General features: G+C 47.1%; 12 protein-coding genes. 10 read left to right on the top strand and 2 right to left on the bottom strand.

The window, feature by feature from the left end; translation table 11 throughout:
* Nucleotides 1-20: 20 nt before the first annotated feature.
* On the top strand, nt 21-1,391 hold the full coding sequence (locus HFD99_RS17875) for an MFS transporter (RefSeq protein WP_039276538.1): 1,371 nt from the start codon (nt 21-23) through the stop codon (nt 1,389-1,391).
* 275 nt (nt 1,392-1,666) lie between these two features.
* Nucleotides 1,667-3,058, top strand: a complete 1,392-nt coding sequence (locus HFD99_RS17870; RefSeq protein ID WP_117290506.1) for an MATE family efflux transporter — start codon at nt 1,667-1,669, stop codon at nt 3,056-3,058.
* A gap of 85 nt (nt 3,059-3,143) precedes the next feature.
* On the opposite strand, the gene HFD99_RS17865 is transcribed toward HFD99_RS17870, so the two are convergent.
* Nucleotides 3,144-4,133 (bottom strand): zinc-binding dehydrogenase, encoded by a 990-nt coding sequence (locus tag HFD99_RS17865; RefSeq protein WP_117290504.1) that lies wholly within the window; start codon nt 4,131-4,133, stop codon nt 3,144-3,146.
* Nucleotides 4,134-4,267: 134 nt separating this feature from the next.
* Between HFD99_RS17865 and HFD99_RS17860 the strand changes: the two genes are divergently transcribed.
* Nucleotides 4,268-5,134 (top strand): LysR family transcriptional regulator, encoded by an 867-nt coding sequence (locus HFD99_RS17860; protein WP_167440970.1) that lies wholly within the window; start codon nt 4,268-4,270, stop codon nt 5,132-5,134.
* Nucleotides 5,118-6,266 (top strand): RDD family protein, encoded by a 1,149-nt coding sequence (locus HFD99_RS17855; protein WP_117290502.1) that lies wholly within the window; start codon nt 5,118-5,120, stop codon nt 6,264-6,266. The genes HFD99_RS17860 and HFD99_RS17855 overlap by 17 nt, the downstream gene beginning before the upstream one ends.
* A 221-nt stretch (nt 6,267-6,487) precedes the next feature.
* Here the strand turns inward: HFD99_RS17855 and HFD99_RS17850 are convergent, their stop codons facing one another.
* Entirely contained in the window at nt 6,488-8,746 is a 2,259-nt protein-coding gene (locus HFD99_RS17850) for a glycoside hydrolase family 127 protein (RefSeq protein ID WP_117290500.1), read from the bottom strand.
* 130 nt (nt 8,747-8,876) lie between these two features.
* Here HFD99_RS17850 and HFD99_RS17845 point away from each other — a divergent pair, with 130 nt between their 5' ends.
* The 6 genes from HFD99_RS17845 (at nt 8,877) to HFD99_RS17820 (ending at nt 16,604) form a co-directional block, all read left to right on the top strand.
* Nucleotides 8,877-9,770, top strand: coding sequence for an AraC family transcriptional regulator (locus HFD99_RS17845; RefSeq protein WP_016820157.1), 894 nt, complete (start codon nt 8,877-8,879; stop codon nt 9,768-9,770).
* 112 nt (nt 9,771-9,882) lie between these two features.
* Entirely contained in the window at nt 9,883-10,338 is a 456-nt protein-coding gene (locus HFD99_RS17840; protein ID WP_025363724.1) for a PTS sugar transporter subunit IIA, read from the top strand.
* Complete coding sequence (locus HFD99_RS17835) at nt 10,338-10,655, top strand: PTS fructose transporter subunit IIB (RefSeq protein ID WP_025363725.1); 318 nt, start codon at nt 10,338-10,340, stop codon at nt 10,653-10,655. The genes HFD99_RS17840 and HFD99_RS17835 overlap by 1 nt, the downstream gene beginning before the upstream one ends.
* Before the next feature lie 108 nt (nt 10,656-10,763).
* Complete coding sequence (locus tag HFD99_RS17830; RefSeq protein ID WP_025363726.1) at nt 10,764-11,876, top strand: PTS fructose transporter subunit IIC; 1,113 nt, start codon at nt 10,764-10,766, stop codon at nt 11,874-11,876.
* A gap of 39 nt (nt 11,877-11,915) precedes the next feature.
* The gene (mngB, locus tag HFD99_RS17825) at nt 11,916-14,591 is read left to right on the top strand and encodes a mannosylglycerate hydrolase (protein ID WP_025363727.1); all 2,676 of its coding nucleotides are present in this window, start codon (nt 11,916-11,918) and stop codon (nt 14,589-14,591) included.
* A 45-nt stretch (nt 14,592-14,636) separates the two neighbouring features.
* The gene (locus HFD99_RS17820) at nt 14,637-16,604 is read left to right on the top strand and encodes a BglG family transcription antiterminator (RefSeq protein ID WP_025363728.1); all 1,968 of its coding nucleotides are present in this window, start codon (nt 14,637-14,639) and stop codon (nt 16,602-16,604) included.
* Nucleotides 16,605-16,620: the final 16 nt, after the last annotated feature.

Below are 16,620 nucleotides of genomic sequence, written 5' to 3'. Positions count from 1 at the left end.
GCATGGGGAGAGGAAAGATCATGAGTACGAGAATTGTGAGTACGGAACCACCTGAAAAAGCAACCAGTACCGTTCCTTTTCATCGTAAAATCAGCTATTCATTAACGGATACGGCTGGCAATCTACTATACTGTGTCATTTCCAGCTATCTGTTATATTTTTATACAGATGTATTCGGTCTTTCTATCGGGATTGCCGGGACATTACTATTTATCACCCGTTTTATCGATGCCATTGATGCCCCGATCTGGGGCATCCTGATTGACCGGACCAAGTCCAAATACGGTCAGAGCAGACCTTATTTTCTATGGCTAGCTGTTCCGTTTGCCGTGTTCATGGTCCTTACGTTTACGACACCCAATTGGAGTGAATCGGGGAAAATTGCATACGCGGCTATCACTTATATCATAGCGGGTATCCTGTATACGGGAATCAGTACGCCGATTACGTCTATTCTGCCTAACCTGAGCACCAATTCCAATGAACGCGTGGTCTTGAACTCTTTCCGTATGGTCGGGGGGAATGTGGGCTTCTTCATCGCCACGACGTTCACATTACCCCTCGTAGCCTTCTTTGGACAGGGGAATGATCAAAAAGGCTTTTCTTTAACACTCGTTTTATTTGGAATCATGGCGATTATTATGTTTTTCATAGCGTTTGCCGATTTGCGTGAAAATGCGGCAGTGAAAACGAAATCTGTCCCGATTGCTAAAAGCTTTACAGCTATCAAGCGAAACTGGCCCTGGATGCTCGTTGTAGCTGCTAACCTGTGTTACTGGATCGGCTTGAATATTCGTTCTGCCACGCTCATTTTTTATCTGCAATACAATCTGGATAGTAAGGACTTGGTGCCTTTAATCAATGGATTGACCTCTTTGCAATTGATCTCGATGGTTCTGATTCCGTTTTTCGCCAGAAAATTAAGTAAAAATACGATCATGATTATCGGATTGATATTAGCTGCACTAGGTCAAGTCGTGATTTTAATGGGAAGTACAAACTTAACCCTTATTATTGCTGGTTGGATCATAGGTGCCTTAGGATCAGGCTTTGCGTGCTCGATGCCATTTGCAATGTTGTCCGATACAGTAGATTACGGGGAATGGAAAAATGGAATTCGGGCAAGTGGATTCCTGACTTCTATTGGAAGCGCATTCTGTATTAAAGCGGGTAGCGGAATTGGCGGATTATTGCCAGCATGGGTTATGGGTAGCACAGGCTATATTGCTGGAAAGGTTCAGACCCCGACTGCTTTGTCAGGCATTCAGTTCAGCTTCATCTGGCTACCGTTTATCGTCTTCTTGATCGGAATCATTCCTATGTTTTTCTATAAGAAATTCGAGAAGAATGAAGCTTCTATTCAACAAGATTTAATTGCGAGAAGATCATAATCATGCTTTTAACAAGGTGTTAATAAGATTTTATAACATGGTCATGCTGCTTAAAAACCTGTTCACTGAGCTGAGCAGGTTTTTATGTTTTTTCTATTCAAATGTGATTAAAACCATTGACAGAATTTTCTTTTAGAGTGATACTTCTATGTAGAGAAAAGTGTACAGAATCAAGAGCCAGAGACATCTAGCCTTGCAACTTTATACATTTTTTCGCCATGAAAGACTCTTCTGCTGAAGGGTTTTTTTCAATTTGATAAAAAGAAAGTGATAATATGAGTCAACTGAGTGTAAGGATGAGGACGCATGGCTTTCTAAATAGACATTTTTCAGGAGAGTCCATTGATTATCGGCAGATTATTGCCCTGTTTATCCCGCTTCTGATTGATCAGGCTTTTATTGTGGGTCTTAATTTGGTGAACACGGCTATGATTAGCTCGTCAGGAATGGCGGCGGTCAGTGCTGTAAATATGATTGATTCACTAAATATTTTTCTAATTAATGTATTTGTGGCTGTGTCTACCGGGGGGACGGTTGTTGTGGCGCAGTATAAGGGAAGCGGTAATGACCTTATGGTCTCTAAAGCAACCTCCGGTACCATATCCTCCGTTTCCTTGCTGGCCTTATGCATCAGTCTGTTTATGATCGTGTTGTACAATCCAATTTTAAGTGTGCTGTTTGGCTCCGCCTCGCCTGATGTATTGGCTAACGGCAAGGTGTACCTGCTGGGAAGCTGTATGTCTTTTGTAGGGATTGCGATTGTTGAAGCGGTATGTGGAGCGCTGAGAGGGATCGGCAAGACGAGGGCATCGCTGGCTCTTTCGCTTATCATGAACCTTTCGTACGTGCTGCTGAATGTCGTATTTATTAACTTGTTGGATATGAGTGTACTGGGCATGACGATTGCAGTCAATGTGTCCAGATATGCAGGGGCTGCCTGCGCGTTGATTTATTTGGTCAGGGTAGATGATGACTTGCGTGTCCAGCTTAGGGATATGCTTTATTTTAATCTGGCTATGCTTAAAAAGATTCTGTTTATTGGTCTTCCTTTTGCGGCGGAACAGATGTTTTTTAATGGGGGTAAAATTTTAACCCAAATTTTCATTGTGAACCTGGGGACCAATGCATTGGCGACGAATGCCATTTGCTCATCCCTAGCTAACGTGTTCCAAATTCCTGCAAATGCTCTGGCTCTTACAATTGTGACCGTGGTCGGTCAATGCATGGGGCGGCGAAATGTACACGATGCCCGCAAGTTTACCAAATCGTTTATTTGGCTGTCGTCCGCTTCGTTTATTGTAATGGGGCTGATCCTAATGCCTTTGTTTAAGCCGATGGTAGGGCTGTTTCATCCGCCTGCTGAAATTGTAGATGACATTTTTATGGTCATGCTGATTAATACGTTGGCCCAGATTCCACTCTGGTCCATCGCCTTTATTACACCCTCTGCGCTTAGGGCAGCAGGTGATTCTAAATTTACGTCCCTCACCTCAATGCTGTCCATGTGGCTATGTCGGGTAGTGCTCGGATATGTTTTGGGCATTGTGTTCAATTGGGGAATTGTGGGTGTTTGGCTGGCCATGGATATTGAATGGGGGGTGCGGGGGATCGTTTTCCTCTGGCGCTTCCGCGGCAACAAATGGGTTCAGCACCGTTTGATCGACTGAATAGGTCCACTACTATAAAATTGACCTCGGATGAGGCCCTTTATAGTAGTGGATTTTTTTCTAGACGCATAGGGTTACGTGCGTATTACTCCATGCTGATCCCTATATTGCCTAACTGCGCTCCCTGCTGCATACGGTAAAAGGCTTGCGCCGTATCTTGTAGAGGGAAGACGCCGTCTGTAATGGGATGAAGGGAATGACGCTCCATGAATTGGAGCATATCTGCGAATTCCTCGCTGCTGCCCATAGAGGTACCGATGATGCTAATCTGTGGGAAAAATATGGAGCGAAGCGGAAGTTCTATGTGATCTCCTGAGCTTGCGCCAAATGTAACGATTCGACCATCCGGTTTGATGACATCCAGATATTTATCGAACGTAACGGGTCCGATGCTGTCAAGGATCAGATCCACGGTGTCTCCGTTCATACTTTCTTTCCAATCGCTATCACTGTCGAATGCATGATGAGCGCCATGGGTGAGGGCAGCTTGTTTTTTGGCTTCGCTACGTGATGTGACGCTGACCTGTGCGCCCGCTGCTAAAGCCATGAGCATGGCATACGTGGCTACCCCGCCGCCAATACCGGGGATGAGCACATGATCCCCTTGCTGAAATTGGCCTCTAGTGAAGAGAGCGCGGTAAGCGGTCAAGGCAGACAGAGGCAGTACCCCTGCTTCTTCCCAAGACAGGTAAGCTGGCTTGCTGACGGCATTTTGAGCGGGAATGATGACCGATTCGGCCAATGCTCCATCCGAAGGACCACCCAAAATGGCAGGAACCAAGGGAACGAGGTGCGCCTTTTCCCATCCGATACAAGGATTGATGATTACTTCAGTGCCAACCAGCGAGTTTGGAACGCCAGCGCCTACAGCTTCGATCACGCCTGCTCCATCCGATCCGAGAATGAGTGGAGCGTCGTTGGCGGTTCGATCCGCCATGAGGAACAGATCCCGATGATTCAAGCCCGCGGCTTTGAGTCTGACCTTCACTTCGCCGTGCCCCGGATGTCTGTCCGTAACGTCCTTATACATCAGGCCCTCAAGGCCGCTTTTGCCGGTATGTATTACAGCTTTCATTTTAAAGCCTCCTGTAGTCGATTTTAGATGCATTTGCATGTACTTTGAATTGTACAGAGCGGCAAGCATCCGGTAAAATGAACAAAATCGAACGTCAGTATCATAAATGATCATACCAAGCAGGTGACGTGTACATGGAAAGCAGTGATTTGAAAATTTTTCGGGCGGTTGCTCGCGAGGGCAGTATCACAAGGGCGGCACAAGTGTTGAACTATGTACAGTCCAATGTGACCTCGCGGATTCAGCAGCTTGAGGCACAATTGAACGTACCGCTATTTCGCAGATCTAATCGCGGAATGACGCTAACATCGGCAGGAGAGAATCTGCTGGAGTATGCGGAATCCATACTTACCTTGCTCGACGAGGCAGAGAAGTCTACTCAATATTCGGCTCAGCCTGCGGGACCGTTGCGACTGGGCTCGATTGAGACGACTGCGGTTACGCATCTAACCTCATTATTGACGGGATATCACGCTCAATACCCTGATGTGCATCTGTCGCTTATGACCGGGGGGACGCATGCTCTTGTACAAAAGGTATTGAATTACGAATTAGATGGGGCATTCGTCTATGGCCCTGTCGATGATCCCAATATAGAGCATGTGGCAGCTTTCGAAGAGGAGTTGGTGCTTATTTCGGAACCGGGAGAAAGTGATATGAGCAAGTTGCTCGCCAAGCCTATGCTGTTCTTCGATATAGGCTGCACGCATCGGGCAAGAGCGGAAAGCTTTCTGAGCGAAGCAGGTGTAGATGCGTATCAGACTATGGAATTTGGGACATTGGAAGTCATTGTGGGTGGTGTAGCCTCTGGCCTGGGGGTGTCCATGCTTCCACACTCGTCAATTGTAAAGGCGAAGGAGACGGGAAGGATTGCTTCGCACCGTTTACCCGAAACATATAGCAAATTAGAGGTGTGGTTTGTTCATCGGCGGGATTCGGCTTACTCCAGTGCGCTGTCAGGCTTGCTCCACTGGATGAAAAAGGATGCTATACTTAACTAGGATTAAATTGACATCAGGGGTGTATCATTTGGAAGAACATCATTTATCGAAAAATCCATCTACAGTAGCACCGGGAGAATTTGTGAGGAATGGCGGCTATCAACGACGAGAACCAGATAGGATGGCGGTATTATCAGAGACATACGGAGCCTCTATCTTTTTCAGAAGATGGGCCGCCTGGATGATTGACTTCATTCTTATCGTCTTTGGGTATGGAGGGCTGGTTTATTTCACAACGAAGAAACTATCTGAAACGGGAACTCCAAATCTGGGCATGGTAGTAATTCTCTTCTTGATTGGCTCTTTCTGCTATTATCTGTTACTGGAAGGACTTACAGGCTATACGCTGGGCAAGTTTGTACTTCGTATTCAGGTTGTGAATGGAGAAGGAAGGCCACCAGGCATGATTAAATCGTTGATCCGTACGCTCATATATCTGGTGGATACGAATCCGCTGCTTTTCTGGGGGCTGCCCGCCGGCATCTGTGTGCTGGTGACACCTCGGAAACAACGAATTGGAGATATGGTCGCCAATACATATGTAGTTAAGGTACGGGATTTGGGGAAGGTAGGCAGAAAGAAAAACGGAATTATTGCAGGAGCCATCATCCTGATGACGATCGCTTCGATTGTCTTGGCTGTATCCTTAATTTCTACGCTCATTACTCAAATCGTGAAGCCAGAGGTATTTATCAGTAAGGATAACCAGTTTGCGATTACGGCTCCGTGGAATTGGTCACGAGATAATGGGATTAATGAGGAAGCGGATATTTCCATTAAAAATGAATTTACCGATAGATATTTGATTGTATTGTCTGAACCGAAAAGCGACTTTGACAGCAGTATGACCCTTCAAGAATATAAAGGGATTATTGAAGACCATTTGGTGTCAGAAATTACGGACCCCGAATTGGGGCTGGCCTCCGACAGGGTGGTGAATGGATACCCAGCCATTGAATTCACCCTAAAAGGAGAAGTAGACGGGATTCCGATCATGTATAATGTGACCACGATTGAAACGCCTTCGCATTATCATCAAGTGCTTGCTTGGACCTACGCTTCCCGGTACGGTCGAGCCCAGCAAGAGCTGCGCAAGATTAGAGACAGTTTCCGTGAAATGAACATGATGTAACGTGAACATGAAGCAGCTACTATATTCGAAGTTATTAGGGTAAACAAAAAAAGCAGATAGCTCATAGGAGCATCTGCTTTTTTTTTTATTTAAGCTGAATTTAAAAGATGAACATCAAAAACGGAGCAGGCGGAATAGTGCTGTACAAGCAAAGCGGTGGCGATGGGAAGCACTATCCGCCTGCGTAGTGGCGTTATCGTAGATTTATATAGATCATTTGGTCATACAATAGAATGTCTGATCACTCGTAATCCAGCCACTTTCGCCACCTTGCCTTGTGGATGGGCTTTGAATTGAATTGTCACTTCATTTTTGTGGTTCGTCACAGACAGAGGCAACTCATAGGCAAACGTCTCGAATTTATTCATTTCCTCGGATTCCAGCTTGCCTTCTCCCAAATTCTGACCATCTGCGATGATGTCAAAGTCACGATGAGAGCGGTCGGAGTCCTTCAGATAGGTCACTGCTAATTGGACAGGCTCATCAGGGAGCACCTTCATGACAAAAGAGAACCAGCCCCCAGGCCATGTATCGCGATATTTGCGGTTATAGATGGACCCCAAGCCTACATGTTCGCCAGTAAAGGCATGATCCCGTTCAGGCTGCATTTCGGCAGGCTGCACAACATCCACTGTACGTCGTTCCAGTTCCAGCTGGTACGCTAACGCGGTACGGTATTCTGCCTCTGTTGATGTCCACTCCTCCTTGGAAAAGAGATCCCAATAAACGGTATAAGAACGATCATATATCTGATAAAACGGACGAAGCTGCAACTCTCCGATATAACCCAGGTCGCTTAGATGGAATGTATTCGGCTCGATCCTGTCAGCAGTCAGCTTGGTTGCCAAGGAATCAGCCGATCCGATCAGAACAGATGCCAGCAGACGTTCCTCGTTGGACTCCTGTTCAACAGGACCCAGATCTCCAGCCAGCACAAGTGGACCGTACATGAAGGCAATTCGTCTCGGATTATCTGGCATTTCCTCAACTCTTACTGTCATAGGAATATCGTACTCGACCGTATCTCCATCGTTCCATTCCCGTTCAATTACAATATAGCTGGTAGGACGTGCCTCTGCGGCATACTCTTCCCCGTTGATCTTAATCATCATGCCCTGCTCCGCCCAGTGTGGGCATCTTAGTTTGATCGTGAAGAACTTGGGCTCCTTGCTTATGACACGCAGCGTTCCTCGCCCATTTTGCGGAAAGAGAGTTTCTTGTTGGAGCTGTACATCCATTTCATCCCACGTCACAGTAGAAGGGACATATTGGTTAACATAGATTGTATTTGCTGTGTGAAAATAAATCGCGGTGCCGTACATAGAGTGACTCTCCATACCGGACCCGACACAGCATGTAAAATCCTCATATTGAGAATTGAAGGACTTGTGTCCACCCATCTCCAGCGATACAAAATAGCACACCCGTCCATCTACAGGCTGCTGTGAAGCCAGAATATGATTAAACATTGCTCGTTCATAGTAATCAGCATAAGCTGCATACGCGTCCCATTCGAACATATGTCTTGTTAATTTCAGCATATTGTAGGTGTTGCAGGTTTCACAGGTGCCTTCACCCAAACGATCATTCAGCTTGCCAGGTTCACCAAAATGTTCATTATAGCTATTGCCGCCGATTACGTAGGAATGCTTATGAACCACCCGATCCCAGAAAAAGCGGGAGAGGTCCGCATATAGAGGTTTGCCTGTCACTTCGAACTGCCGTGCTGCACCAATGATCTTAGGAATTTGCGTATTAGCATGTCGTCCTGCCAGCGTATCGCGGCTGTCTGCCAGATCATTCAGCACTTCTCCATGATAAAAGCGTTCCGCCAGATTCAGAAAGCGTGTCTCTCCGGAATGTTCCGCCAGATCGGTCAGCACCTCGTTCATGCCGCCAAACTCGCAATGGAGCACCTGTTGCACCTGTTCATCGCTCAGTCCTTGGAATACATCCTCCAGCCAGTCGCCGAGTTTGATTTCCATCGCTAATGCTTTGGGATGATGAGCGAGCAGGTGGGCATCACGCAAGCCTGCAAAGAGCTTGTGCATCGTATATAGCGGTACCCAGCCTCCGTTAAGATCAAAGCCCTGAGAACGAATATCTCCGGCTTTGACCTCTTCAAAAATCTCTTTCCCGCGCGGAATACCGGAAATGTATCCGTTTCCATGACTGCTTTGACATATTTCCAACTCGTCGATCACATAGTTTACTCGTTCCAGCAGTCTTTTGTCACCTGTTGAGGCAAACATCAGCGCACAGCCAGACAGGTAGTGACCAAGTGTATGTCCACTGATGCCGCGCGCCTCCCAGCCCTCATAATGAGCCGCTTTGGGCTCCAGTCCCGCATATTCACGAAAACGTGACAATAAACGGTCGGGTTCCAAACTCAGCAGATAGGTCGTATTTAGCTCCATGGCGTGGTAAAGTGGGCCGGAATCAATGCTTACTTTATTCAAGTCAAAAGCTTGTGCTTTCAAAATCATCGCTCCTTAGCTAAGATGAAAGTGTATATTTCTCCACTACATTAGCATTGCAACCGCGGTATGTCAGTAGCTTAACCATACAATGGGTGGACAAATCCGAACATGAATCTAAAGAGGCGATAACATGACCTATCTGAAAGTAAATGTAGATACTCCGATCCAACTAATCTCGGCAGGCGAGTTTGTTTCCGAGGTGCCATGGAAGCATATGAGCCGTTCCATTGAGAACTTTGAGTTGATCCTGGGTGTCCAAGAAACGGTATATATACGGGAGGAACAGGAGGATTTTGAAATAGGGGAAGGAGATATTCTATTGCTGTACCCTGGTCGTACGCACCGAGGATACCGGGAATCATTGCCGGGGGTTAAATTTTATTGGTTTCACTTCGATGTGCCTGCGACCCCGAATGTATTATCTAGTGAGGAAATGAAGCAGGAAACAAGTGCTATGGACGGGCTTTTGCAGCGTCATGGCGTAATGCGCGATATCTATTTACCGCAAAGCGTACAGGCAGATAATGGAGATCGGATTCATATTATTGTCAATCAAATTTTGCATGTCGCCAACTCACATTATCTTACATATCACAGTGCTAACTATTTGTTCACCTCACTGCTGATTGAGATATCTGAACTGGCCCTCAGTCGCTTGATCTCCAATCCTGTCCATTCACAGGGGAACGTGAGTATGAACAAGATTATCGAGTGGACTCGAATTCATGCTGAGGAACCGCTGACCGTGACCGATCTGGCTCGGAAGTTCAATTACAACAAGGATTATATATCTCGTTTATTCAAGCAAAATACGGGCATGCGCCCCTTGGAGTTCATTCACAGTATTCGAATCAACAAAGCGAAGGAACTAATTTCCCGTACAGATATGAGCATTAAGCAGGTTGCGGAGGAAGCGGGATACACGGATGAGAAGTATTTTATGCGATTGTTCAAAAAGCGAGTCCATATGACTCCCTCGCAATACCGGAATGCCTATCACAAAACATTTATGAACAATGTCTAGTCCATTTCCGCTTGGATCGGGAAATTTTATAGATAAAACATGGAGGAAGAGTCGGCTAAAATAAACTTGTAAGCGTTTCACTTATAGATAGAGGGGAGGAGAGACATCCACCATGATTACTAGAGAACAGATTTATTTGGATGAGAAGCTGGAGACCAAATCGGCTGTGTTTGAGTTTATTGCTCAAGAGGCTGAAAAGCTGGGTGTCACCGTCCATAGGGAGCAACTGGTACAGGATTTATGGGAGAGGGAAAAGGTATATTCGACAGGGCTTCAGGACCAGTTTGCCATCCCTCATACGCAAAGCGAGGTGGTCACCAGACCGGCAGTCCTCGTCATCCGATTGCAACATAGCATTGACTGGGACTCTCATGATGGCAAGCCTGTCCAGTATATTTTTAGTATTTTGGTGCCTAAAGGGTCTGTGGATGTATCCCATTTACAAATTATTTCCTCGCTCGCAACCCTGCTTTTAGAAGATTCCTTCAAAGAGGCGGTAGCGGACGCGAATAGTAGCGGCGATGTGTATCATTTGCTGGAACAATATACAGAAGGGTTGGTGTCATAATGAAAATTGTAGGCGTTACATCGTGTATTGCGGGGTTGGCTCATACTCCAATGGCGGCCAAAGCGCTGGAAAAAGCAGCAGCACAGCTCGGTCACCATATTAAAGTGGAACAGCAAGGTGCATTAGGCCAAGTGAACAAGCTTACAGAGGAAGACATTGCAGCGGCGGATTTTGTATTGATTGCTTCGGATCAGACGGTGAAGGATGCGGAGCGGTTTGAAGATACAAAAATCGTTCGCGTTAAAATCGGCCATGCGGTCAACAATGCGGAAGCGGTACTCACCAAAGCGGTGGAAGCGATCTCTGCTCAAAAATAAGGTTAGGAAGGCAACACGGAGAATCAGCAGCGTAGCTGACTTACATGTTATCCGATTGTCCGATGAGCCTTTGAATTAACAGTAGTATTCATGATGGGGGAGAACACGATGAAAAAATGGCTCGGTGAAGCTAAAAAGCATCTGATGACAGGCATTTCTTATTTGCTTCCGGTTATTATTGCAGGCTCCTTGATTGTTGCCGTGTGTAAAATTATCGGTCTGACCATGGGGGTCACCGACTTTGGCCCATATGCTGACAAAAGTGGATTTTTTCATATTTTATACTTAGTTGAAAATGTAGGTTGGCGCGGAATTGGACTGCTAAACATGGTTCTGGCTGGGTATATCGCCTATTCGATTGCTGACAAGCCTGCACTTGCTGCAGGGCTGATCGGCGGTGTGCTGGCGCAGGAAACAAATGCGGGCTTTCTAGGCGCTCTTGTTGCAGGTTTTTTTGCGGGGTATGTCACCCTCTGGGTGAAAAACAGAGTGAAAATTACAGGCCCAGCCGCTGGTTCTGTTCCGCTGATTATTTTGCCGCTCATTACGGTAGGCTTAACCGGGATTCTCATGTCCGTCATTCTGGGTGGGCCGCTGAGCGCGATTAATGAAGGACTGGTCAACTGGATTAAGCATATGAGTGAGAGCGGAACCAGCACCCTGGTGCTTGCCTTGATTTTGGGGGCTATGATCGGGTTCGACCTTGGGGGCCCTGTTAATAAAGCAGCCTGGATGGCGGGAAATGCGTTATTCCTGTCGGGCGTGTATTTACCCAATATTTTCGTAAATATTGCGATCTGTATTCCACCTCTGGGCTATGGAATTGCAACTCTAATTTTGAAAAAACGCTTTTCCAAAACGTATCGGGAAGCTGGAAAGGGCTCTGTGATCATGGGCATTATCGGAATTACAGAAGGGGCTATCCCGTTTACACTGCGTAATCCTGCCAAGCTGATTCCAATAAACATGATTGCCTGCGCAGCAGGTGCAGCATTGACAGCTTTGCTAGGCGCACATGTCATCATGCCTCCAATTGGCGGTTTGTATGGCGCGATATCCGTCGGTACTCCGTTTGCATATCTGGCTGGAGGGATTACAGGCGCATTGATCATTGTAGCTGGAACCTTGCTCGTCAACTTCCGTGAGGAAGAGCAGCAGGCTGAAGCGAAAGAGGCATCTGTTAAGAAAAATGGAGAAGACATAGAACTCGTATTTGACTAAATATCACTAGACAGAAGATAGATGGAGGGAGAACGAGATATGAGCCGTACAAAAGTGCATGTCATACCCCATACTCATTGGGACCGGGAATGGTATTTTACCACTTCCAGATCGAAAGTCTACTTGGTGAAGCATGTGAAAGAAGTATTGGATGCGTTGGAAAACGGGGACGGTTTTAAATACTATCTTTTGGATGCTCAAGGGTCATTGCTCGACGACTATACCCGCTGGTGCCCGGAAGATGAAGAGCGCATTCGCCGCCTAGTAAGCGATAAGCGTCTGATGACTGGACCGTGGTATACGCAGACCGACCAATTGGTGATTTCCGGAGAATCTATTGTACGTAACCTGTATTACGGTATGGAAACCGCACAGAAATACGGTCATGCCATGAAGGTCGGATATGTGCCGGATGCCTTCGGTCAATCGGCGCAGATGCCACAGATTTATCAGGAGTTTGGTATTCGGCATTTTCTATTCTGGCGTGGGGTGGCAGATAACACCAATCCAAAAACCGAGTTTTTGTGGAAGGGATCGGATGGCAGTCAAGTGTTTGCGGTACAGATGCCGTTTGGCTACTACTATGGTGGCAATATTCCGGAGGAAGCGGGAGAACTTGAGGCGTATCTCGATAGTCAGATTGGTGCGCTGGAAGAAAAAGCGTCCACTCGCCATGTTTATTTTCCCAACGGTTTCGATCAGGCGCCGATCCGCTTGAACTTGCCGGAACTGATTCGCACGTTTAACGAGCTGGACCCGGAACGGGAATATGTGATGAATGAGCCGGAACGTTTCCTTGAAGAGATTGAAAAAGACAGCAGTGACCTTCCTGTACTGGAAGGAGAGCTTATGGAAGCCAAGCATATGCGTATTCATAAGTCGATTTTTTCCACACGGGCCGATCTTAAGCAGCAAAATAATGAGATTGAAAACTTAATCGTGAATACGCTGGAGCCTGTACTGTCGATCAGTCATGCACTTGGACATGAATATCCACATCATATCGTGAAGGATATATGGAAGCTGTTGTTTGAAAATGCGGCTCACGACAGCATCGGTGGCTGCAATAGTGATACGACGAACCGGGATGTGGCTTTTCGTTACAAACAGGCACGCGATATCGCGGAGAATTTACTGGAACTGCACAAGCGAATGATCGCGTCGAAGATTAAGCAGGAGGAGACTTTTGCCTTCACCATCTTTAATACGTTGCCGTACCCGCGCAAGGGAGTGACGGAGATTGAAGCTTACTTGCCGGAAGGAAGCTTTGTCATTCGGGATACGAAGGGTCAGCAGCTTCCATATACGATTACCGAGAAAGTGGAACAAACCGATTACGTGCTTGGCCAGCATATTGATCTAAACCCGAGCAAAAAGGTGTACCTGCCTGAGCGTGTGTTTCGTGCCAAGCTGTTAGTGGAGCTTCAGGAAGTCCCTGCTATGGGGTATACACAAATCGTGTTTGATTTCAGTTCGACTGGGGATGCGATAGCAGAACGCAGCAACGGAGACTGTATTGAAAATGAATTTTTTACGATATCTGTACAGGAGAACGGGGCATTAAGCATTACGGATAAAGTCTCGGGGCGCGTGTACGTGGATCAAATGGTGTTCGAGGAAAATGGAGATGACGGAGATTCCTACAACTATTCTCCGCCAGAACGTGATCTTACTGTTTCTTCGCTTGGTGCTGATGTGGAGACGATAACATCCAAAGGTCCGGTAGCCGAGGATCTGTCCCTTCGGATGAAGCTGAAGGTTCCGTATGACTTAAATGAGCGTTCCGCTGCTCTGACTTCGGCTGAGTTGCCACTACAGGCATCGGTCTCGCTACGTAAAGGCGAGCGTCTGATACGTTTCTCAGTGGATGTGGACAATCAGGTGTTGAGTCACCGTCTGCGGGTGCTTTTTGATACCGGGATTGCCTCCAAGCTATCCATTGCAGATCAGCCGTTCGGCGTCATTGCCCGTCCAACTACGCTGGAGGAAGTCAAGGTTTGGGAACGGGAGCAGTGGACGGAGAAGCCGATTACCATAGAGGCGATGCAAAGCTATGTTGCGTTAAACGATGGCTCACGTGGAGTAGCGGTGCTGACCGAAGGGGTAAGAGAATATGAAATCATAGGCCCTGAACATGATACAATAGCGCTGACGTTATTCCGTACTTTTGGATATATGGGTAAGGAGAATCTGCTATATCGCCCAGGTCGTGCCTCGGGAGAAAAGATCGTCGAAACGCCGGACGCACAGCTGCTAGGTGAGCTTTCGTTTACGTTTGCTCTACATGTCCACGAGTCTGGGTTTGATGAGGCGGACATCGCTCGAGCAGCGAAGGAATATTTAACGCCGTTGTCCAGTTATCAGCTGTCTGATTTTCTCAACGGTCGCTTAATATTTGCCTTCCGTGACGAAGAGAGAATATTCGAGCAAAACTACAGCTTGTTATCATTTAGCGAGCCTTCCAACGTCATCTTAAGTGCATTCAAGAAAGCAGAACATAGCGATGGGTATGTCGTTCGTGTATTTAATCCTTACCTGAAGAAAGACGCAACTGCACGTATCACATATGGTGGATCAGCCCACTACGAGTTGGTTTCGCTGGATGAGCGCTCCAAGGGGGAGACACTGGTTGCATCCGCTTCGGAGGGTGCACAATTGCCGGAATTGCAGCATTGCAAGCTGCTGACAGTACTGGTAACCCCGGAAATAAAGTAACGTGGCAGTAAAATACGGTTTATCGGAAAGGAGGTCTTAATCTACATGGTTTTTCCCTACAAACGCTTGAAAAAGCTGTACCAGCTCATTAGTGGAAATGATCAAGGCTGGTCTTGGACCACCAAGGCGCTCGCTGAGCGGCTGGAGGTCACGGAACGGACAATCCGCGACGACCTCAAGAAGCTGGATGGTATGCTGAATGAATTTGGAGCACACCTGGAATCCAAAAGGGGCAGCGGCTATACGATCAGGGTTGATGATCATGAGAGATACGGTTTGTTCGCGGATGAAAGTCAAGAAGAAACAGAAGTAGGTCAGCGCCTGCCAGAGGCTCCAGAAGAGCGCATACGGTATGAGCTGTTCAAGCTGCTGAATGCGAGGGCATACGTGAAGATGGAAGACCTCGCCGATGAGCTGTATATTAGCCGGGCAACGATGAATAATGATTCTAAAATCATCCGTCAGATTCTGGAGGATTATAGCCTCACCTTACGTACCAAGCCAGGATATGGTGTGAAGGTGGTTGGGGAAGAAAAGAGTATTCGTTACTGCCTGGCCGAATATGCCGACATCCGTGATGAAGAGGGACAACGCAGCGGTATGCCCTTGGAGCAACAACAGCTGTTTCAAGGATTAGATCTCTCGCAGATCCGGACAATTATTCTAAAGCATTTGCAGTCCAGTGGGACCAAAATGGCTGATTTGGCCCTGAAAGACCTTATTACTCATCTGGCGGTCATGGTGCTGCGGGTGAAGGAAGGACATGGGATAGAACGCTTTGAGGCAGTGGTGGGCAGTCAGCGGGATATTGAATTGGCTACCACCATTATGAGGGAAATGGAAGAGGTATTTGGCATCATCTGCCCTGAAGGAGAACTGGATTATGTTCTGCTGCATATTGTCAGCAAAAAGATGACCGAAACCGAGTGGGAGCGTCTTCAGTCTGACCGTCTCTTCTTGGCAGTGCACGGGATGCTGACGTTTGTCTATGAACGCTTCACCTATGACTTGCGTGACGATGAACGGTTATCCCGGGATTTATTTGTACATTTGAAGCCAATGCTGATCCGGCTGGAGCATGGCATGAACATGCGCAATCCGCTGCTTGGACATATCCGCAAGTATTATCCGCTTGCTTATGAAATCACAGTAGGCGCAGTAAAAGAACTGCAAAAATCGTTTCCATACGACATCAATGATAACGAGATCGGTTATTTGGCACTTCATATCGGAGCTGCACTGGAACGTAAATACCATATTCCTCATCGGCGTCGCAAAACCGTGTTGCTGGTGTGCGGCTCCGGCTACGGAACCGCCCGTATTCTGGAATCCAGGCTGCGTTCGCTGTTTGCTGAGCTGGATGTATCCCGTGTGGTTTCCCTTCGGGAATACGAGGAAATGTCCACCGTCGATGAGGACCTTGTCATTTCGACCATTCACTTGCAGCAGCGTAAGGATAAGCCTTCGGCGGTGATCAGTCCGATCCCTTCGGAACGGGATATGGAGACCATGACACGGATGGTACGCGCCAGCGATGAGGAACAGGAGACATCATTGCTGCGGTATTTTGACAAGGAATGGTTTATGACCCGGTCCGATCAGCCGAGCAAAGATACCCTGATTGAAGAAATGAGCGGTATTTTACAGCAAAAAGGAGTGGTGACCGACAAGTTTTTGCCAGCAGTCATAGAAAGAGAGCAGCTGGGTTCTACTGCGCTGGATCGAGGGATGGCCATTCCCCATCCTCTGGAGCTAAGTTCTAACCGAACAGTCGTAAGTGTGTGCTTGCTGGAAAATCCGATTCAATGGGACGCTAACCATGAGGTTCACGTGGTATTCCTGCTCTCAATCTGCAAAGAGGACTATGAGCAGGCCATGGGAATTTATGATTTGTTTGTAGAACTGATCCGGCAGGAGGAAACACTTGAACGATTAAAGCATTGTCATTCCTTTGATGCCTTTATGCTAATCGCCCGTCAGGTGCTCGCAGTCAAGAGTAATGATTTTTATTAAGGGTGACCATATTATC

The sequence above is a fragment of the Paenibacillus sp. EKM301P genome (assembly GCF_011800295.1).
Lineage (GTDB): Bacteria > Bacillota > Bacilli > Paenibacillales > Paenibacillaceae > Paenibacillus > Paenibacillus polymyxa.
The sequence above is the reverse complement of the archived record's forward strand: the minus strand, read 5'-3'. Positions and strand labels throughout refer to the sequence as shown.

What these genes read in the sequence shown, in the direction of transcription:
- HFD99_RS17820 (WP_025363728.1), top strand. Translation starts at nt 14,637, where the DNA reads ATGGTTTTTCCCTACAAACGCTTGAAAAAGCTGTACCAGCTCATTAGT.
- HFD99_RS17870 (WP_117290506.1), top strand. Translation starts at nt 1,667, where the DNA reads ATGAGTCAACTGAGTGTAAGGATGAGGACGCATGGCTTTCTAAATAGA.
- HFD99_RS17835 (WP_025363725.1), top strand. Translation starts at nt 10,338, where the DNA reads ATGAAAATTGTAGGCGTTACATCGTGTATTGCGGGGTTGGCTCATACT.
- HFD99_RS17830 (WP_025363726.1), top strand. Translation starts at nt 10,764, where the DNA reads ATGAAAAAATGGCTCGGTGAAGCTAAAAAGCATCTGATGACAGGCATT.
- HFD99_RS17865 (WP_117290504.1), bottom strand. Translation starts at nt 4,133, where the DNA reads ATGAAAGCTGTAATACATACCGGCAAAAGCGGCCTTGAGGGCCTGATG.
- HFD99_RS17840 (WP_025363724.1), top strand. Translation starts at nt 9,883, where the DNA reads ATGATTACTAGAGAACAGATTTATTTGGATGAGAAGCTGGAGACCAAA.
- HFD99_RS17875 (WP_039276538.1), top strand. Translation starts at nt 21, where the DNA reads ATGAGTACGAGAATTGTGAGTACGGAACCACCTGAAAAAGCAACCAGT.
- mngB (WP_025363727.1), top strand. Translation starts at nt 11,916, where the DNA reads ATGAGCCGTACAAAAGTGCATGTCATACCCCATACTCATTGGGACCGG.
- HFD99_RS17845 (WP_016820157.1), top strand. Translation starts at nt 8,877, where the DNA reads ATGACCTATCTGAAAGTAAATGTAGATACTCCGATCCAACTAATCTCG.
- HFD99_RS17860 (WP_167440970.1), top strand. Translation starts at nt 4,268, where the DNA reads ATGGAAAGCAGTGATTTGAAAATTTTTCGGGCGGTTGCTCGCGAGGGC.
- HFD99_RS17855 (WP_117290502.1), top strand. Translation starts at nt 5,118, where the DNA reads ATGCTATACTTAACTAGGATTAAATTGACATCAGGGGTGTATCATTTG.